This window comes from Streptomyces sp. NBC_01298 (assembly GCF_035978755.1).
Classification (GTDB): domain Bacteria; phylum Actinomycetota; class Actinomycetes; order Streptomycetales; family Streptomycetaceae; genus Streptomyces.
In genome coordinates, this window is sequence record NZ_CP108414.1 from 2,507,716 (window position 1) to 2,526,122 (window position 18,407).

The following is an 18,407-nucleotide window of genomic DNA, read 5'->3' on the forward strand; positions in this document are numbered from 1 at the left end:
CGGGTTCCTACCGCCGCGGAAACGGCGGTGGGCCGCACCCCCGGAGGAGTGCGGCCCACGGCCGTGACGGATCGAGCCGGGGTCAGCGGACCTCGGTGATCTCCGGGCCGCGCTCCAGCTGGCCCATTCCGCCGCCGAAGCGGGAGCCTTCCTGGTCTGCGGCCTCGTCGGTCTGCACGCCGTCCGGCACCATCTGCGCGTCGTTCGGCAGCTTCAGGACGATCGGGTCGCGCGGGGCCATCGGGCCCTCGCCGCGGACCACGACGGTGTCCAGGAAGATCCGCTCCAGCACACCGGCCGACTCGGGACGCACCGCGCCCTGGCCGGAGATGACACCGCGCAGGAACCAGCGCGGGCCGTCCACCCCGACGAAGCGGACCAGCTGGGCGCCGGTCTGTCCGTCCGGGAGCGGTACGGGGACCTGCGCGCGCAGCTCCCAGCCCAGCGGACCCTCGACCTCGTCGATGATGCCGCCCTGCTTGGTGATGCCCTCGGCGATCTCCTCGCGGACCTCGCCCCAGATGCCTTCCTTGCGCGGCGCGGCGAAGGCCTGCAGCTGCACCGCGCTGTCGCCGAGCACCACGGTCGCGGCGACGATCGCGTCCCCGGCGACCTCGACGCGCAGCTCCATGCCCTCGACACCCGGTACGAGGATGCCGCCGAGGTCGACCCGGCCTTCCTCGGGGCTGCCGGGGACCTCGGAGATGTCCCACGGGCCGTCGGGACGCGGGGCCGGCGGCAGGTTCACCCTGCGCGGCTGTACCGCGTCGTTCTCCTCCGTGCCGTCCTGCTCATCGGCACCGACGCCGTCGACGACCTGCTCGGCCGCGCCGCCGTCCTTGACGGAGTCGTTCTTCTTGCGACGTCCGAACACGTCACTGTCCTTCCCGGTCGTGTACGACCGAAGCGTAGCCATTCCCACCCTGCTGACCAGCGCCGGATCCGGCCACGGCCGCATGACCACCGGTGGAGCCGAAACCCCCCTCGGCCCGCGCCGAGTCGGGAAGCTGCGCCACCTCGCGGAAGCGCACCTGCTCGACTCGCTGGACAACCAGCTGGGCAATGCGGTCGAAACGCTCGAACCGGACGCTCTCGCGCGGGTCGAGATTGACCACGATCACCTTGATCTCCCCACGGTACCCGGCATCCACCGTCCCGGGGGCATTCACGAGTGCGAGCCCGCAGCGGGCGGCCAGGCCCGAGCGCGGGTGCACGAACGCCGCGTAGCCCTCGGGCAGGGCGATGGAGATCCCCGTGGGCAGGACCGCCCGCTCCCCCGGCTCCAGCTCCGCGGCCACCGTGGTGACCAGATCGCAGCCGGCGTCGCCGGGGTGCCCGTAGGCCGGAATCGGCACCTCCGGGTCGACGCGCCGGATGGCGACGTCCACGCCGGTGTTGTTCTCAGACATCAGGGGTTCACCTCGAAGGCGCGTGCGCGCCTGACCTGGTCCGGGTCGGCCATCGCCGCCCGGATCTCCTCGGGCCGTCCGTTGTCGATGAAGTGGTCGACCTTCACCTCGATGAAGAGGGCGTCGGCGCGCAGCGCGACCGGTCCCTGGGGTCCGCCTATTCGGCCGACCGCGCGGGAGTAGATCTTCCGGCCGGCGACGGCGGTGACCTCGGCCTCCAGGTACAGCACCGTGTCCACGGGCACGGGCCGGACGAAGTCCGTCTCCAGCCGGCCGGTGACGGCGATGACGCGCAGCAGCCAGTTCAGGGAGCCCAGGGTCTCGTCGAGCGCGGTGGCGAGGACGCCGCCGTGCGCGAGGCCGGGCGCACCTTGGTGGGCCGCCTTGACGGTGAACTCGGCGGTGACGCGCACGCCCTCGCCCGCGCGGGCCGCCAGGTGCAGTCCGTGCGGCTGGCCGTCGCCGCAGCCGAAGCAGTGCTCGTAGTGCGCGCCGAGGAGTTCGCCGGGGGCCGGGGCATCGGGGTGCCGCACCGGCGCCGTGGCGTCGGCGGGAGGCGTCAACGCTGTGTTTCGTCCACTCACAGCCGCAGACCTTACCCGCGCGGCTACCCGCCGGTCGCCTCGTGGCAGGCTTGGCCGCATGCAGCTCTCCCCCGCGCACTACGACGAACGCCTGACAGCCCCCCGCTCCTGGTGGGCCATCACCGCCCTGACCGGCCTGGCCTGCGCGCTGATGCTGCTCCCGCTGGGCACGCTGCCGCTGCTCGCGGGGCTGATCGGGGGCACCGCGCTGACGGGGCTGCTGGTGAGTTCGTACGGTTCCCAGCGCGTGCGCGTGGTGGGCGGCGCGCTGGCCGCCGGGGAGGCCCGGATCCCGGTGGCGGCGCTCGGCGACCCGGAGGTGCTGGACGCGGAGGAGGCCCGCGCCTGGCGCACGTACAAGGCCGACATGCGCGCCTTCATGCTGATGCGCAGCTACGTGCCGACGGCGGTCCGCGTCGAGGTCACCGACCCCTCGGACCCGACCCCGTACGTCTACGTCTCCACCCGCGAGCCGCAGGCCCTGGCGGCGGCCATCCGCGCGGCGCAGGGCCGGGACTGACCACGGCCGGGACCGGTCCCGCGGGTCACTGATCAGTCCCGCCGGTCGCCGTCTCGGGGGTCGATGGCCCGAGGGTCGAACATCCGGCCCTCGACGGCGGCCCTGGCGGCCTCGGGAAGGGCCTCGGCGGGCCGCTCCAGGGGCGGGAGCTGCGGCAGCGCGTTCCAGGCCACGGCGCGGGCCCGCAGGTCCGTACGCACCTTCTCGGCGAGTTTGCGGGTGTCCCGGCGGTTCATGACCGCTCCGACCGCGGCGCCGACCATGAACGGCATCAGGTTGGGCAGGTTGCGGAACATCCGCTTCATGATCTGCTGGCGCAGTTCGCGCTTCATCTGGCCGCCGAGCGCCGCGTTGAGCGTGGTCGGCTTGGTCAGGTCGACCCCGCGCTCCTCCGTCCAGGAGGTGAGGTAGGCGACGCTGCGCTGCTTGAGGTTGCCGGGCGGTCGCAGGCCGTAGACCTCGTGGAGTTCGGCGATGAGCTTCAGCTCGATCGCGGCGACCCCGGTGATCTCGGCGGCCAGCTCAGCGGGCATCGCGGGAGGCACCGGCAGCATGGCGGCCGCGCCGATCCCCGCGCCGACCGTGGACGTGGCGTTGGCGGCGCCCGAGATCAGCTTGTCGGCCAGCTGATCGGGCCCGAGGCCCGGGAACTGCGCGCGCAGGGTCGCGAGGTCCCGAACCGGAACGCGCGGTGCGTTCTCGATGACTCGGTCGGTGAGGTAAAGGGCGGCGGCCCTGGCACTTTCGCCGCCCTTGCGCACACCGTTCTTGACGGCTTGCAGCCGACGGACCCCGGAGTTCTTCCGGGGCCCCTCGCCGGCCTCGGAGGCCGACGTCACCGCCTCGGCGGTGTCGGGGAGCACGGCGGGTACGCCGGGGGCTCCAGGGCCTGTTTCCAGGCCCCCGGTTCCCTCGTGCGTCTCCGCCGGATCACCAGCTTTTCGGAAGCGCCGCTTCCGAAATGGTGTCGAGCCAGTCACGGCCGACGCCTCTCAGTCGCATTCGCGGCAGATGGGCTGACCGTTCTTCTCGCGTGCCAGCTGGCTGCGGTGGTGCACCAGGAAGCAGCTCGTGCAGGTGAACTCGTCGGCCTGCTTCGGCAGGACCCGTACGGCCAGTTCCTCGTTCGAGAGGTCTGCGCCGGGCAGGTCGAGGCCCTCCGCGTTGTCGATTTCGTCCAGGTCCACGTTCGACGACGACTTCTCGTTGCGACGAGCCTTCAGCTCTTCGATGCTGTCGTTGTCTACGTCGTCGTCGGTCTTGCGCGGGGTGTCGTAGTCCGTTGCCATAGTTCGCTCTCCCCCTCTGGGATTTAGCGGGTGTCTCAGCGCACGTAACGCGCGAGAGGCCGGACTTGTGCCCGACCTGAGGCGGAGATTTTGCCTCACATCAAGGTCTGTTACTCAATCGACACCCAGCCGCACATTCAGACGAGCGATTGGCTGGGATGACGACCGGGACCGTACACGGTCCGGGGGCCGTCTTGCACAAACGCCACCCCATGTATTTCCCGCCATCAGGGGGGCCGGAAACCCGGACTTCCCGGGCTTTCCGGCCCCCCCAAGGTCACTGAGCGCATAGGGCCGGACACTCGCCACTGTGATCGATCGCACAGAAGTCACTGTCTTCACGACCCAAGCATTCAGCCAACAGCGAACACGGGGTGGTCGTCCTCACAAGGACGGCGGCCGCTCTCACAAGGGCAGAGTGACACGCATCACGAGGCCACCCCCCTCGCGCGGGACGGCCTGGATCCTCCCGCCGTGCGCGCGCGCCACGGAGCGCGCGATCGAGAGGCCGAGCCCGACACCCTTGTCGCTGCCCGTGCGCTCCGTACGCAGCCGCCTGAAGGGCTCGAAGAGGTTGTCCACCTCGTACGCGGGAACCACGGGACCCGTGTTCGAAACCAGCAGGACCGCCTGCCCGTGCACGGCCTCGGTGGTCACGTCCACCCAGCCGCCCTCGGGCACGTTGTAGCGCACCGCGTTCTGCACCAGGTTGAGCGCGATCCGCTCCAGCAGTACGCCGTTGCCCTGGACCACGGCCAGCGCGCGCTCCCCGCGGATCTCCACGCCCTTGGCCTGCGCCTCCCCGCGCGCCTGGTCGAGGGCGCGGGAGGCCACCTCCGCCAGGTCCACGGGCTTGCGCTCGATGATCTGGTTGTCGCTGCGGGCCAGCAGCAGCAGGCCCTCGACCAGCTGCTCGCTGCGTTCGTTGGTGGCCAGCAGCGTCTTGCCGAGCTGCTGGAGCTCCACCGGAGCCCCGGGATCGGAGAGGTGCACCTCCAGCAGCGTCCGGTTGATGGCCAGCGGGGTCCTCAGCTCGTGCGAGGCGTTGGCCACGAACCGCTGCTGGGCCGTGAAGGCCCGCTCCAGCCGGTCGAGCATCTCGTCGAAGGTGTCGGCGAGCTCCTTGAGCTCGTCGTCCGGACCGTCCAGCTCGATCCGCCGGGTGAGGTCCGAGCCGACCACCCGGCGGGCGGTCCGGGTGATCTTGCCGAGCGGCGAGAGCACCCGGCCGGCCATCGCGTAACCGAAGGCGAAGGCGATGATGCTCAGCCCCATCAGCGCCATCAGCGAGCGGCTCAGCAGGTCGTCCAGCGCGTGCCGGCGCTGTTCGAGGATGCACGTGTTGATCGCGGCGTTGAACTGGTCGGGCATCTGGCCCGTACCGCTCACACCGGGGCAGCTGCTCGTGACCTGGATCGGGCCGCCGCCCACGATGGTGAACGGCAGCGCGTTGCCCTGCCGCAGCGCCTGGGCCGCCAGGAGGTAGATGATCGACAGCAGCAGGATGCCGGCGATCAGGAACATCCCGCCGTACAGCAGCGTCAGGCGTATCCGGATGGTCGGCCGCAGCCAAGGGAAAGGACCCTCGGGCTGGCCGGGGTCCCAGGTCGGTTTCGGTGGCGCGGAGGGTGGCGCCGGGGTCGCGGCCACCCGCGTCAGATCCGGTAGCCGGAACCGGGCACGGTCACGATGACCGGCGGCTCCCCGAGCTTGCGGCGCAGCGTCATCACCGTCACGCGCACCACGTTGGTGAAGGGATCCGTGTTCTCGTCCCACGCCTTCTCCAGGAGCTGTTCGGCGGACACGACCGTGCCCTCGCTGCGCATGAGGACCTCCAGCACCGCGAACTCCTTCGGCGCCAGCTGCACCTCCTTGCCCTCGCGGAACACCTCGCGCCGGTTCGGGTCCAGCTTGATCCCCGCGCGCTCCAGCACGGGGGGCAGCGCGACCGTGGTGCGCCGGCCCAGCGCCCGTACCCGGGCGGTCAGCTCGGTGAACGCGAAGGGCTTGGGCAGATAGTCGTCCGCCCCGATCTCCAGGCCCTCGACCCGGTCGCTCACGTCGCCGGAGGCCGTCAGCATGAGCACGCGGGTGGGCATGCCGAGCTCGACGATCTTCCGGCACACGTCGTCGCCGTGCACGAGCGGGAGGTCCCGGTCGAGCACGACCACGTCGTAGTCGTTCACTCCGACGCGCTCCAGGGCCGCGGCACCGTCGTACACGACGTCCACGGCCATGGCCTCCCGGCGCAGTCCGGTGGCCACCGCATCGGCGAGCAGCTGCTCGTCCTCGACGACGAGTACGCGCACGTCGTTTCCTTCCTCAGAGCCCGTCAGGGCAGGGGTGTCATGTGTCGTCCATCCTGCCCCTTTCGCCGGTAAACCGGCTGTAAGACGCCGCTCGGGGGCGCGCGAGGGGGCTCGGGGAGTACTCGAGGAGTGCTCAGGCGGTGCTCAGGGGGACCCGAGGGGCGGAAGTGAGGATTCCCTCGCCTTACGAGGTTTCTGGGTCCAACGCGGCGGGGAGGACGACTTCACACCCCGAACACCTCCCTGACGGCGCACTGCCACGTGCCGCCGCCGACCCACGAAGAGGGGGCGAACCCACCATGGACGCATTCACCGCGGGTCTCCTGCAGCGCATCAGGAGCACGCAGTCGGACCTCAGGCAGGCTCGCGAGACGGGCGACGACTTCCTCGTGGAAGTGGAACAGGCGGAGCTGGAAGACCTCCAGCGCATCGCAGCCGATCACGGCGTTCCGGTCACCGTCTCCGCCTGCTGACTCCAGCCGCCGGTAGCCAGCCCACCGGTCCTCGCACACCCCCGGACCCCGGAGGCCGCCACCCGGCCGCCGGGGTTCCCTCATGCCCGGGGGCCGGTCCGACCGCTCAGTCGTGCCAGGCCCCGGCTTCCTCCAGCAGCGGCCGCAGCGAGGCGAACACCGCCGGGGTCGCCGCCAGCGCGAGTTCGCCCGAGGCGGGCTCCCCGGGGCGGCCGCCCGTCACCGCGCCCGCCTCCCGCGCGATCAGCTCGCCCGCCGCCAGGTCCCACGGGTTCAGCCCGCGCTCCCAGTACCCGTCCAGCCGTCCAGCGGCCACGTCGCACAGGTCGATCGCCGCCGAACCGCCGCGCCGGACGTCCCGGACCAGCGGGATGATCCGCCGCGCCACCTCGGCCTGGTGCGCCCGCCGGCTCTGGACGTACGCGAACCCGGTGCCGATCAGCGCCTGGTCCAGCGGAGCGGCCGGCCGGCAGGCGAGGCGGACCCCGCCCAGCCAGGCCCCGCGCCCCAGCACCGCGTGGTACGTCTCCCCGCGCATCGGCGCCGCCACGACCCCGGCCACGGTCTCGCCGCGGAACTCGGCCGCGATGGAGACGCCCCAGGTGGGGAGCCCGTAGAGGTAGTTCACCGTGCCGTCCAGCGGGTCGATGACCCACCGCACACCGCTGGTGCCGGCCGATTCCGAGCCCTCCTCGCCCAGCAGCCCGTCCTCGGGCCGCCGCTCCGCGAGGATGCCGGTGATCAGCTTCTCGGCCGCGATGTCCATCTCGGTCACCACGTCGATCGGGCTCGTCTTGGTCGAGGCGACCGCCAGATCGGCGGGCCGCCCGTCCCTCAGCAGCGCGCCCGCCCGGCCGGCCGCCTCCAGGGCCACGTCCAGCAGTTCGGTCTTCAGCTCTTCGGAGATCACGCCCGGCTCCCGTTCATCGAATTCCGCTGACTTCAGTGCGCTACGGCTACGCGTACGGGCTGTCCGCGCCCGCGGCCGCCGGCCGGGGCCCGCGCGCCGGGCAGCAGCCCACCGCGCACAGGTCGTGGCTCGCGCCGAGCAGCCCGAGCGCGCAACGCTCCACGGACTCGCCGCGTTCCGCCGCGGCCCGCTCCAGCACGAGGTCCCGTACCGCCGCCGCGAACCGGGGGTCGGAGCCGACCGTGGCCGAGCGGGCGATCGGCAGCCCCAGCTCGGCGGCCTTGGCCGTCGCCTCCGTGTCGAGGTCGTACAGCACCTCCATGTGGTCCGAGACGAAGCCGATCGGCACCATGACCACCGCCGGGGCGCCCGCCCCGTGCAGGGCCTCCAGGTGGTCGCAGATGTCCGGCTCCAGCCACGGGATGTGGGGGGCGCCGCTGCGCGACTGGTAGACGAGCTCCCAGGGCAGCTCGGTGCCGGTCTCGGCGCGGACCGCGTCGGCGATCACCTTGGCGACGTCCAGGTGCTGCTTGACGTAGGCCCCGCCCGCGCCGTCCGCCGTGTGGTCCTCCACCGGGCCGGAGGCGTCCGCCGCCGCGTTCGGGATGGAGTGGGTGGTGAAGGCCAGGTGCGCGCCGGCGCGCACCTCCTCGGGCAGCGCGGCCAGCGAGGCCAGCACCCCGTCGATCATGGGCTGCACGAAGCCGGGGTGGTTGAAGTAGTGCCGCAGCTTGTCGACCTTCGGCAGGTCCGCCTCGGCCACGCCCTCCTCCACGAGCAGGGCGAGCGCGTCGGCGAGGTTCTCGCGGTACTGCCGGCAGCCCGAGTACGAGGCGTACGCGCTGGTCGCGAGCACCGCGACGCGGCGGCGCCCGTCGGCGGCCAGCTCGCGCATCACGTCGTTCAGGTACGGGGCCCAGTTGCGGTTGCCCCAGTACACGGGCAGGTCCAGGCCGTGCCCGGCGAAGTCCTTGCGCAGGGCGTCCAGCAGCTCGCGGTTCTGGCCGTTGATCGGGCTGACTCCGCCGAAGCCGAAGTAGTGCTGCCCGACCTCCTTGAGCCGCTCGCGCGGGATGCCGCGGCCGCGCGTGACGTTCTCCAGGAACGGCACGACGTCGTCGGGCCCCTCGGGGCCGCCGAAGGACAGCAGCAGGAGGGCGTCATAGGGGGCGGCAGGGCCTTCGGTCGAGCCGGGGGCGCTGGCGCGGAGCTGGTCAGACATGCTTCGAATCCTGCCACCCGCCGCCGCCCCGCGGAAAACAGGTCCGGCCTCCGGGACCGCTCGACGCGGGGGTACGGGCCGTTCGGCCCCTGTCCGGTTCCTCCCCGCGCGGGCGGCTTGTGCGCGGTCGTAACCTGTATGGGCCAATGACGTCCCTTACGGAGGGCACCTTGCCCAGTCCCTACCGCGCGCTCTTCGCCGCCCCCGGGAGCCGGGGCTTCAGCGCGGCCGGCCTCATAGGCCGGCTGCCGCTCTCCATGGTCGGCATCGGCATCCTGACGATGATCTCCGAGCTCACCGGCCGCTACTCGCTGGCCGGCGCCCTCACCGCCACCCTCGCGCTCTCCGCCGCCGGGATCGGCCCGCAGGTCTCCCGCCTGGTCGACCAGTACGGCCAGCGCCGCGTCCTGCGCCCGGCGAGCCTGCTCGCGATCCTCGCCATCTCCGGGCTGCTGCTGTGCGCGGCCAACCACGCGCCCGACTGGACCCTGTTCGTCTTCGCCGCGCTCGCGGGCTGCGTACCCAGCGTGGGCGCGATGATCCGGGCCCGGTGGACGGCCATCTACCGGGACTCGCCGCGCGAACTGCACACCGCGTACTCCCTGGAATCCGTCCTGGACGAGGTCTGCTTCATCTTCGGGCCGATCCTCGCCATCGGGCTCTCCACCACCTGGTTCCCCGAGGCGGGCCCGCTGGTCGCCGGGGTCTGCCTGCTCGTGGGCGTGTGGTGGCTGACCGCGCAGCGCGCCACCGAGCCGGCCCCGCACCCGCGCGACGAGCACTCCGACCGGACCTCGGCGCTGCGCTCGCCCGGACTCCAGGTGCTGGTGGCCACCTTCGTCGCCACCGGGGCCATCTTCGGCTCCATCGACGTGGTCACGCTGGCCTTCGCCGAGGAGCAGGGGCACAAGGCGTGGGCCAGTTTCATCCTGGCCGTCTGGGCGGTCGGATCCTGCCTCGCCGGCATCGTCTTCGGCCTGCTGCACCTCAAGGGCAAGGCCGAACGCAGGTGGGTGCTGGGCATCTGTGCGATGGCCGTGAGTATGATCCCCCTCCTACTGGCCGGGAACCTTCCGTTTCTGGCCGTGGCGCTCTTCGTCTCGGGCCTCGCCATCGCTCCCACGATGATCACCACGATGGCCCTGATCGAGGCGCACGTACCACGCGCGAAGCTGACCGAGGGGATGACCTGGACGGGCACCGGGCTCGCGGTCGGGGTCGCGCTCGGGTCCTCCGTGGCCGGCTGGGTCATCGACGCCGCCGGCGCGAAGACCGGGTACGTCGTCTCCATCTCGGCGGGGGCCGCCGCGGCGGCGGTTGCGTTCGCGGGTTACCGCCGGCTGACGAGGCCGGCGCAAGGGGAGGAGCCTTCCAACGATGGCGACGACGGGGACAGCAGGCAGCGGCGGGACACGGACCGCCGCGTGGCATAACTGGGCGGGCAACATCAGCGCCACGCCCGCGCGCGTGGTCACCCCGGCATCGGTCGGGGACCTCCGGGAGGCGGTCCGCCGGGCCGCCGGGGACGGGCTCAAGGTGAAGGCGGTGGGCTCCGGCCACTCCTTCACCGCGGCCGCCGCGACCGACGGCGTACTGATCCGCCCGCAGGCGCTGGCCGGGATCCAGTCGATCGACCGGACCGCCGGCACCGTCACCGTGGCGGCGGGCACGGTCCTCAAGGACCTCAACCTGGCCCTCGCCCAGGAGGGCCTGTCGCTCACCAACATGGGCGACATCATGGAGCAGACGGTCTCGGGCGCCACCAGCACCGGCACCCACGGCACCGGCCGCGACTCGGCCTCCATCGCCGCCCAGATCCGCGGCCTGGAGCTGGTCACGGCGAACGGTGAGCTGCTGTCGTGCTCCGAGAAGGAGAATCCGGAGGTCTTCGCGGCGGCCCGGCTGGGCATCGGGGCGCTCGGCGTCGTCACCGCGCTCACCTTCGCCGTGGAGCCGCTCTTCTTCCTGACCGCCCGTGAGGAGCCCATGAGCTTCGACCGGGTGACGGAGGAGTTCGACCAGCACCACGCGGAGAACGAGCACTTCGAGTTCTACTGGTTCCCGCACACCGGCAACTGCAACACCAAGCGCAACAACCGCAGCCAGGGCCCGGCCGCCCCGCCCGGAGCGGTCTCCGCCTGGGTCGAGGACGAGCTGCTGTCCAACGGCCTCTTCCAGGCCGTGAACTCCTTCGGCCGCGCCGTCCCGGCGTCCATCCCCTCCATCGCCCGGATCGCGAGCCGCGCCCTGTCGGCGCGCACCTACACGGACATCCCGTACAAGGTGTTCACCAGCCCGCGCCGGGTGCGGTTCGTGGAGATGGAGTACGCCCTTCCGCGCGAGCGCGTCGTCGGGGCGCTACGGGAGCTGAAGGCCATGGTGGACCGCTCCGACCTGCGGATCAGCTTCCCGGTGGAGGTGCGGACCGCTCCGGCGGACGACATCACCCTGTCGACGGCCTCGGGCCGCGAGAGCGCCTACATCGCGGTGCACATGTACAAGGGCACCCCGTACCAGGCCTACTTCACGGCCGCCGAGCGGATCTTCACCGAGCACGGCGGGCGGCCGCACTGGGGCAAGGTGCACACGCGGGACGCGGAGTACTTCGCCGGGGTGTACCCGCGCTTCGGGGAGTTCACCGCGCTCCGGGACCGGCTGGACCCGGACCGGGTCTTCGGCAACGACTACCTGCGGCGGGTCTTGGGAGATTGAGCCCGGGAGATTGAGCCCGGGGGATTGCGCCTCGGGGACCGGGCCCGGGCCCTCAGGGGGCCGGTGACTCCTGGCCGGTCCCGGGGCTCGGCGTGTGCTTGCCGGTGCCCGGGCTGGGAGTCGGGGTCGGGGTCGGCGTGGGAGTCGGGTCCGGCTTCGGTGTCGGCGTGGGAGTCGGGGTCGGAGTCGGGGTGGGCCGGGGAGTCGGGGACCCCGAGGGGTCCGGGTCGGGCTTCGGGCTCGGGTCGCCGTTCGAGTGCGAAGGGCTCGGGGAGTTCCCGGTGTCCGGGGTCTTCCCGCCCTTGCCGCCCCTTCCCCCGCCGGGCGGGGCCGGCTTCTCCTCGGAGACCTTCTGGGTGCCGCCGGAGAAGAGGGTCCCGCCCCCCTTGCTGACGGAGGTGTCGGCGATCGCCTCGTAGGTTCCGATGCCGCCGAGGGCGATGGCGAAGGCCGCCCCCGAGGCGACCGCCGTGCGCTTCCAGCCCCGGAACCGCTTGCCGTGCACGGTGGCCGCGCCGAACTCCTCCGAGACCTCCGGCGGCGGGACCTGGCGCAGCATCATGGTCCCGTCGGGCGCCCGCACCTCGTGGGGCTCCTCGCGCGGCCCCTCCACCGGGACCTGACGGGCCTTCGGCCGGGCCGTCTCGCGCAGCTGGTCGCCGGTGCGGCGGAAGAAGTGCTGGATGACGGGTCCGCCCGCGGTGGCCACCACGCTCACCACTCCGGCGCCGAGGATGGTCCCGTAGACGCCCATCTGCGAGGCCAGCAGCGCCGCGGCGACCGTGGCGAGGGAGGAGCCCGCGACCTGAGCCGCGCTCAGATCGAGCTTCTTCGTCTCCTTCTCCCGCTCCGGTTCCACGTCCAGCACCGTCTTCTGACCCATCGCCATCCCCTGCGTGTCCTGCCCCTCGCGCTCCAACGCCTTCTCCCGTTACTGACACGTCAGCGAAACGGATAGTTCCGTTTCCGGAGATTCTGTGAAGCAAGACACCCGAAATCGGGTGCGTGCGCAGGTCCGGCCGGATGGGGGCCCGATCCAGGGCAGCCCAACTCCCGCCGTCCGGGACAAGTTCGGCGGCGCGGCGGTCCACCCAGGTGGCCCGAATGGAGTACTGTGGCGAGCCCTGGGGCCGTCCTTCCTTTCGGATGTCCGGACTCGGGAGAGGGGGCCGGCTGATGGAAAAACGGCACTCGAGACCGGCGATGCCGCGGTTTTGCACGGGATCCTGCTGCGCACAGTAATCGTTCGGTCACTGTGCGTGCCCAACAGGTAACCGTGCCATAACAGCGATCAAGGGCGCATGCCCGACACGCCGGTTTAACTCGGCAAGGTAGTGGCAGGCTGCACCCGGGCAGGCCACACTCGACTAGCGGAAGCAGCGACGCACGTGACGTCGGCAGGCACCACCCGGGAGGTCCCCATGCCCGAACTGCGTGTCGTGGCCGTCTCCAATGACGGCACACGACTGGTGCTCAAGGCTGCGGACAGCACGGAGTACACGCTTCCGATCGACGAGCGTCTCCGGGCTGCCGTACGTAACGACCGTGCGCGCCTGAACCAGATCGAGATCGAGGTGGAGAGCCACCTCCGCCCCCGCGACATCCAGGCCCGCATACGGGCCGGCGCCTCCGCGGAGGAGGTCGCTCAGATGGCCGGCATCCCCGTCGACCGGGTACGCCGCTTCGAGGGCCCGGTGCTCGCCGAGCGCGCCTTCATGGCGGAGCGGGCCCGCAAGACCCCCGTGCGCCGGCCGGGCGAGAACACCGGACCCCAGCTCGGCGAGGCCGTGCAGGAAAGGCTCTCGCTGCGCGGGGCCGAGAAGGAATCCGTGCAGTGGGACTCCTGGCGCCGCGACGACGGCACCTGGGAGGTCCTGCTGGTCTACCGGGTCGCGGGCGAACCGCACTCGGCGAGCTGGACGTACGACCCGCCGCGCCGGCTGGTCGTGGCCGTGGACGACGAGGCCCGCTCGCTGATCGGCGAGTCGGACGACCTGCCGGCGACCCCGGAGCCGAGCTTCCCGTTCGTGCCGAGGATCGCGCGGCTGCCGCGCGACAGGCCGCTGGACCGGGCGCTGGACCGTCAGATGGAGAGGCCCACGGCGCCTCCTCCCCCGCCGGAGCCGGAGCCCGAGGAGGAACGGGACACGCTGACGGCCCTGCTGGAGGCGGTCCCGAGCTTCCGCGGCGACCTGGTGGTCCCCGAGCCGGTCACGGAACCGGAGCTGGAGGAGCCGCCCGCCGCTTCGGCGTCGGCCGGTGCGGGTTCCGCGTACGCCGACGTCCTGATGCCGCGCACCGTCGCGGGCCACCGGGACCGGCTGACGGGAACCACGGACCGGCAGGCGGAGGCCGACGGGGTGCGCCCCGGCCGCCGCGCGGCGGTGCCGAGCTGGGACGAGATCGTCTTCGGCACGCGCCGCAAGAAGCAGGAGTAGCCCGGCTCGGGCCCCGGCGGCGGAGTCCGCCATCGGGGCCCGGGGCCGCGCGCCCGGAAGGATCCGGAAGGGACGGCCTAGCCCGGCAGCTCGCCCACGGCGACCTCGCGGGACGGGTCCGCGGACCATTCCGACCAGCTGCCCGCGTACAGCGCCGCCGGGATGCCCGCCGTCGCCAGCGCCAGGACCTCGTGGGCCCCCGAGACGCCCGAGCCGCAGTAGACCCCGACCGGGGTACCGGTGTCGGCGTGGACGCCGAGGCCTTCGAAGCGGGCCCGCAGGGCCTCGCGGTCCAGGAACAGTCCGCCCGGGCCCGTGTTCTCCGTGGTCGGCGCCGACAGCGCCCCCGGGATGTGGCCCCCGACCGGGTCGATCGGTTCGACCTCGCCCCGGTACCGTTCGCCCGCCCGTGCGTCCAGCAGCACACCCGTCCGGGCCAGCGCCGCCGCCGCGTCCGCGTCCAGGAGTCCGATGGCACCCGGATTTGGCTTGAAATCACCCTCGCTCACAGGAGTGACCCCGGCCGACAGCGGGCCGCCGGCGGCCTGCCACGCGGCCAGTCCCCCGTCCAGGACCCGCACCCGGGCGTGACCCGTCCAGCGCAACAGCCACCACGCGCGCGCCGCCGCCCAGCCCAGGCCGCCGTCGTACACGACCACCGGGGCCTCCCCCGAGACCCCGGCCCGCCGCATCACCGCCCCGAACTCCTCCGGGTCGGGCAGCGGGTGCCGGCCGCCGGAGCCCGCCGGGCCTGCCAGTTCCGCGTCGAGGTCGACGTAGACCGCGTTCGGGAGGTGTCCGGCCTCGTACTCGGGCCGCAGGTTCGGGCCGCCGAGCTGCCAGCGGACGTCGAGGAGCACCGGCGGCAGCGGGCCGGCCAGCTCCTCCCTGAGGGCGGCGGCGGAGACGAGCGGGGAGCGGGGCGGGTTCACAGTCATGCCGCCAATTTTGCTCCCCGCCACCACCTCGCGTAACAAGCCTGACATCGACGGGCCGTGCCGGGCCGCACTGATCCGGACATCTCTCCCGGCTCCCGCGAAACCCGGCCGGTCGGGGCGCGCCGGGCCTGCCGGAGTGGAAGCATCAGCTCCGGGAAAGGTCACGAGCGTGACGACGGAGGAGACGGCTGACATGACCGAGGCATCGGAAGCAACGCGGCGCACACCCGGCACGCCGTGCTGGGCGAGCCTGATGGTGCACGGCCTCGGGACCACCGAGGAGTTCTACGCCGACCTGTTCGGCTGGGAGTACGAGCCCGGCCCCGAGCAGCTGGGCCCGTACGTCCGGGCCATGCTCGGCGGGCGGGAGGTGGCCGGCATCGGCGAGATGCCGCCGGACCGCCAGCTCCCGGTGGCCTGGACCACGTACCTGGCCACGGACGACGCCGACGCGACGGCGGAGTCCATCCGCTCCTGCGGCGGCACGGTGGCGGTGGGCCCGCTCGATGCCGGGATCGCGGGGCGGGTGGCGATCTGCTCGGACCCGCTGGGCGCGATCTTCGGGCTCTGGCAGGCGGCGTCCCACCTCGGGACCCGGCTGGCCGGGGGGCCCGGCACCCCGGTGTGGCACGAGCTGGTCACGCAGGACACCTCGACGGTCGGGAAGTTCTACGAGCACGTCTTCGGCCACGAGGCCCGGGCGCACGCGGATGCCTGCGAGGATTTCGACTACCTCACGCTCTCCCTGCAGGGCCGTCCGGTGGCGGCCGTGCACGGGGTCGGCCGCTCCCTGCCCCACGACCGGGGCCCGCACTGGATGACGTACTTCGAGGTGGAGGACACCGACGCGGCCGCCGCCCGGGTCCGGCGGCTCGGCGGCGGGATCGTCCAGCCGCCGCGCGAGGGCCTGAGCGGCCGGCTGGCGGTGGTCACGGACCCGGAGGGCGCGGTGTTCACGCTCGTACGCGGCAGGGGCTGAGCTCCTACCGGGACTACCGGGCCGGCCCGGCGCCCCTGGGCTCCCTGGCGGTGACCAGCAGGCCGCCGGCGAGGGCCGCCAGCAGCAGGGCGCCGAACCCGCACCAGAGGAACGTGCCGTAGCCCTCCACCAGCGTCTGGTACTGGTCGTCCGGTTCCGCGGACCGGGCGGCGACGACCACGACCATGGCGAGCAGCACCCCGCCGATCGCGTCGCCCAGCTGCTGGGCCGTGGCGACGGCGGCCGAGGCCGCCCCGGCGTACCGGGGTGCCACGCCGGCGGTCACCGTGGCGAGGAGCGGGACGAGGGCCGCGCCGAGACCGAGCCCGGTGAGGAACATGCTGGGCAGCGACAGGCCCGTGGACAGGTACCCGTTGTCGCCGGTGGCCAGGACGAGCACGCCGACGGCCGCGACCACCAGCCCCGCCGCGATCAGGACCTGGGGCGCGGCGCGGTGCAGCAGGCGGGCGGACACCTGGGTGGAGCCGATCACCGTCCCGACCAGCAGGGGCAGGAGGTACCTCCAGGTCTCGTCCGTCTGGTAGCCGGCGATCTGCTGGAGGTAGAAGGCCAGCGAGGAGAACAGGGCCAGGGAGCCGATGCCCACGAGGAACAGGGTGAGGAGGGCGCCGACCCGGTTGCGGTCCCTGAAGACGTACGGGGCGAGGAGAGGGCCGGAGGCGCCGGCCTGCCGCCACAGGAAGCCCGCGAGGAGGCCGGCGCCGACGGCGAGCAGGAGCACTGCCAGGAGGTTGATCGTCCCGCCGGACTCGATCTCGGCGAGGCCGTAGGTGAGGGCGGCGAGCCCGCCGGTGCCGAGCAGCACACCGGGCACGTCCGGGCGGACGCCGGAGGCACCGGGGTCTTCCCGCGGGAGCGTGAGCGCGACCGGCAGCAGGAGCACGGCGATCGCGGCGGGGGCGTACAGGCACCAGCGCCAGCTCAGGCTCTGGAGGAGCGGTACGCCCAGGAGCAGCCCGACGGCCGAACCGCCGCAGGTGAACGCGGCGTAGACCCCGAGGGCCCGGCCCCGCCTCCCGGTGTCGGAGGAGCCGGTGGTGACCAGTGCGAGCCCGGCCGTCGTCAGCAGGGCGGCGGAGGCACCCTGCACGACACGGGCCCAGAACAGCGTGCCGGAATCGCCGGCCGAGCCGCCGAGCGCGCAGGCCGCCGCGAATCCGAGCAGTCCGACGAGCAGCGACCGCCGGCGGCCCATCAGGTCCGCGAGGTGCCCGCCGAGCAGCAGCAGCGCGCCGAAGGAGACCGCGTAGGCCGTGAACAGCGGGCTCAGGCCGGAGGATTCGACACCGAGGTCCGACTGGACGGACGGCATCGCCATGGTGAAGACCGTCGCCGCGAGCACCACCGTCAGCTGAGCCAGGGAGGCCACCAGCAGGCCGCGCCGGCGTCCGGCGCCGCGCGGGGCGCCGACCGGGTCCTGGCCCGGGGGCGTGAACGGGGGCGTGGGCGTGGGCGGGGCCTCGTGCCGCACGTCCGGGGGCGGGCCGAAGCCTCCCGCGGGGGTTGCGTCGGCCGGGGCCGTCGGAGCGTACGGGGGCGGCAGGGGGTGCGCGCGGGCGGCGGGGACGCGGGGGTCCGGCTGTGTGTCCGGCCGCGGGGCCGGCTCGGGGGCCGCGGGCATCGCCGGGGCGTAGTCCAGCAGCTTGGCCGCGTGGCGGCCCAGTTGGGCGAGCACCGTGCCCGGCAGCCATTCCCCGTCCCGGTCCGGCGACGTGCGTTCGGCCACCTGCGCGGGGGTGGGCCGCCGGGACGGGTCCTTGTGCAGGCAGTCGCGTACGAGGTCGGCCAGCGTCTCCGGTACGCCCGTCAGGTCCGCCTCCTCCTCGGCGACGCGGAAGAGGTGGGCGTTCAGGCCGGTGTCCGCGGCTCCGAAGAGGAGGCGTCCGGTGGCGGCGTAGACGAGGACGGCTCCGAGGCAGAAGACGTCGCTGGCGGGGGTGAGTTCGAGGCCGCGGACCTGCTCCGGCGACATGAACCCGGCCGAGCCGATCAGCATGCCGGTGTGGGTGAGCAGGCTGTCCCCGGCCAGACTGTCCATCGCCCGGGCGATGCCGAAGTCGATGACGCGCGGGCCGTCGACGGTGACGAGCACGTTGGAGGGCTTGAGGTCGCGGTGGATCAGGCCCGCCTCGTGCACGGCCCCCAGGGCGAGGGCGAGCCGGTTGGCGAGGGTGCGCACGGAGTGCTCGGGCAGTGGCCCGAAGTCCTTGGCGACCACGGCGTGCAGGTCGGGCCCCGGGATGTACTGGGTCGCCACCCAGGGCACCGCGGCCTCGGGGTCGGCGTCGAGGACGGCGGCGGTCCAACTCCCACCCACCCGCCGCGCGGCGGCCACCTCGCGGGCGAAGCGCCTGCGGAACTCCGGGTTCCCGGCGTATTCGGCCTGTACGACCTTCACGGCGACGGTGCGCCCGCCCTCGGAGCGGCCGAGGTAGACCAGGCCCATGCCGCCGGCACCCAGCCGGGCGATCAGACGGTACGGGCCGATACGGGTCGGGTCTTCGACGATCAGCTGATCCACGCGCTGAGGATAGTGCAACTATCCAAGGCCTGCGGGCGCATCGGCGGAAATGACGGGCGGCCAGGACGGCCGCCTGTGCCTC

General features: G+C 72.9%; 18 protein-coding genes. 6 read left to right on the plus strand and 12 right to left on the minus strand.

All coding sequences use genetic code 11. The features are described from left to right. Positions 1-82: 82 nt before the first annotated feature. From OG730_RS11320 to OG730_RS11330, 3 genes are read right to left on the minus strand one after another with little or no spacing between them, the layout of a single operon-like run. Positions 83-874: a DUF3710 domain-containing protein gene (locus OG730_RS11320; RefSeq protein WP_327304129.1), complete on the minus strand. Its 792-nt coding sequence runs from the start codon at positions 872-874 to the stop codon at positions 83-85. 1 nt (position 875) lies between these two features. After that, positions 876-1,409, minus strand: coding sequence for a dUTP diphosphatase (dut, locus tag OG730_RS11325; RefSeq protein ID WP_266886143.1), 534 nt, complete (start codon positions 1,407-1,409; stop codon positions 876-878). Beyond that, positions 1,409-1,993: a PaaI family thioesterase gene (locus tag OG730_RS11330; protein WP_327304130.1), complete on the minus strand. Its 585-nt coding sequence runs from the start codon at positions 1,991-1,993 to the stop codon at positions 1,409-1,411. Before OG730_RS11330 ends, dut begins: the two co-directional genes overlap by 1 nt. A 58-nt stretch (positions 1,994-2,051) precedes the next feature. On the opposite strand from OG730_RS11330, the gene OG730_RS11335 reads away from it, so the two are divergent. Beyond that, positions 2,052-2,513, plus strand: coding sequence for a DUF3093 domain-containing protein (locus OG730_RS11335; RefSeq protein ID WP_327304131.1), 462 nt, complete (start codon positions 2,052-2,054; stop codon positions 2,511-2,513). Positions 2,514-2,545: 32 nt separating this feature from the next. Here OG730_RS11335 and OG730_RS11340 read toward each other — a convergent pair whose 3' ends face one another. The 4 genes from OG730_RS11340 to OG730_RS11355 form a co-directional block, all read right to left on the minus strand. Further along, a complete protein-coding gene (locus OG730_RS11340) occupies positions 2,546-3,493 on the minus strand; it encodes a hypothetical protein (RefSeq protein WP_327304132.1) in 948 nt (315 codons plus the stop codon). A 12-nt stretch (positions 3,494-3,505) separates the two neighbouring features. After that, positions 3,506-3,802 (minus strand): DUF4193 domain-containing protein, encoded by a 297-nt coding sequence (locus OG730_RS11345; protein WP_112451146.1) that lies wholly within the window; start codon positions 3,800-3,802, stop codon positions 3,506-3,508. A 405-nt stretch (positions 3,803-4,207) separates the two neighbouring features. Next, the gene (locus tag OG730_RS11350; RefSeq protein WP_327304133.1) at positions 4,208-5,452 is read right to left on the minus strand and encodes a sensor histidine kinase; all 1,245 of its coding nucleotides are present in this window, start codon (positions 5,450-5,452) and stop codon (positions 4,208-4,210) included. A 5-nt stretch (positions 5,453-5,457) separates the two neighbouring features. Continuing rightward, positions 5,458-6,111 carry a response regulator transcription factor gene (locus OG730_RS11355; protein ID WP_112451148.1) on the minus strand — a complete coding sequence of 218 codons (654 nt, stop codon included), beginning with the start codon at positions 6,109-6,111 and terminating at the stop codon, positions 5,458-5,460. A 299-nt stretch (positions 6,112-6,410) separates the two neighbouring features. Between OG730_RS11355 and OG730_RS11360 the strand changes: the two genes are divergently transcribed. After that, positions 6,411-6,584, plus strand: a complete 174-nt coding sequence (locus OG730_RS11360; protein WP_204357838.1) for a hypothetical protein — start codon at positions 6,411-6,413, stop codon at positions 6,582-6,584. Positions 6,585-6,690: 106 nt separating this feature from the next. Here the strand turns inward: OG730_RS11360 and OG730_RS11365 are convergent, their stop codons facing one another. Both OG730_RS11365 and OG730_RS11370 read right to left on the minus strand, forming a co-directional pair. Further along, positions 6,691-7,494 carry an inositol monophosphatase family protein gene (locus OG730_RS11365; RefSeq protein WP_442814878.1) on the minus strand — a complete coding sequence of 268 codons (804 nt, stop codon included), beginning with the start codon at positions 7,492-7,494 and terminating at the stop codon, positions 6,691-6,693. A gap of 46 nt (positions 7,495-7,540) precedes the next feature. Then, entirely contained in the window at positions 7,541-8,716 is a 1,176-nt protein-coding gene (locus OG730_RS11370; RefSeq protein WP_327304134.1) for a ferrochelatase, read from the minus strand. Positions 8,717-8,886: 170 nt separating this feature from the next. Here OG730_RS11370 and OG730_RS11375 point away from each other — a divergent pair, with 170 nt between their 5' ends. After that, positions 8,887-10,149 carry an MFS transporter gene (locus tag OG730_RS11375; RefSeq protein WP_327304135.1) on the plus strand — a complete coding sequence of 421 codons (1,263 nt, stop codon included), beginning with the start codon at positions 8,887-8,889 and terminating at the stop codon, positions 10,147-10,149. After that, positions 10,094-11,428, plus strand: coding sequence for a D-arabinono-1,4-lactone oxidase (locus OG730_RS11380; protein ID WP_327304136.1), 1,335 nt, complete (start codon positions 10,094-10,096; stop codon positions 11,426-11,428). The genes OG730_RS11375 and OG730_RS11380 overlap by 56 nt, the downstream gene beginning before the upstream one ends. A 52-nt stretch (positions 11,429-11,480) precedes the next feature. Here the strand turns inward: OG730_RS11380 and OG730_RS11385 are convergent, their stop codons facing one another. Further along, positions 11,481-12,311, minus strand: a complete 831-nt coding sequence (locus OG730_RS11385) for a hypothetical protein (RefSeq protein WP_327304137.1) — start codon at positions 12,309-12,311, stop codon at positions 11,481-11,483. Positions 12,312-12,849: 538 nt separating this feature from the next. Between OG730_RS11385 and sepH the strand changes: the two genes are divergently transcribed. Continuing rightward, complete coding sequence (sepH, locus tag OG730_RS11390) at positions 12,850-13,866, plus strand: septation protein SepH (protein WP_327304138.1); 1,017 nt, start codon at positions 12,850-12,852, stop codon at positions 13,864-13,866. 77 nt (positions 13,867-13,943) lie between these two features. Here sepH and OG730_RS11395 read toward each other — a convergent pair whose 3' ends face one another. Further along, positions 13,944-14,804, minus strand: coding sequence for a sulfurtransferase (locus tag OG730_RS11395; RefSeq protein ID WP_327304139.1), 861 nt, complete (start codon positions 14,802-14,804; stop codon positions 13,944-13,946). A gap of 193 nt (positions 14,805-14,997) precedes the next feature. Here OG730_RS11395 and OG730_RS11400 point away from each other — a divergent pair, with 193 nt between their 5' ends. Continuing rightward, complete coding sequence (locus OG730_RS11400) at positions 14,998-15,783, plus strand: VOC family protein (RefSeq protein WP_327304140.1); 786 nt, start codon at positions 14,998-15,000, stop codon at positions 15,781-15,783. Between the two features lie 13 nt (positions 15,784-15,796). Here the strand turns inward: OG730_RS11400 and OG730_RS44300 are convergent, their stop codons facing one another. Beyond that, positions 15,797-18,325, minus strand: a complete 2,529-nt coding sequence (locus OG730_RS44300; protein WP_442814880.1) for a bifunctional serine/threonine protein kinase/MFS transporter — start codon at positions 18,323-18,325, stop codon at positions 15,797-15,799. Positions 18,326-18,407 lie beyond the last annotated feature (82 nt).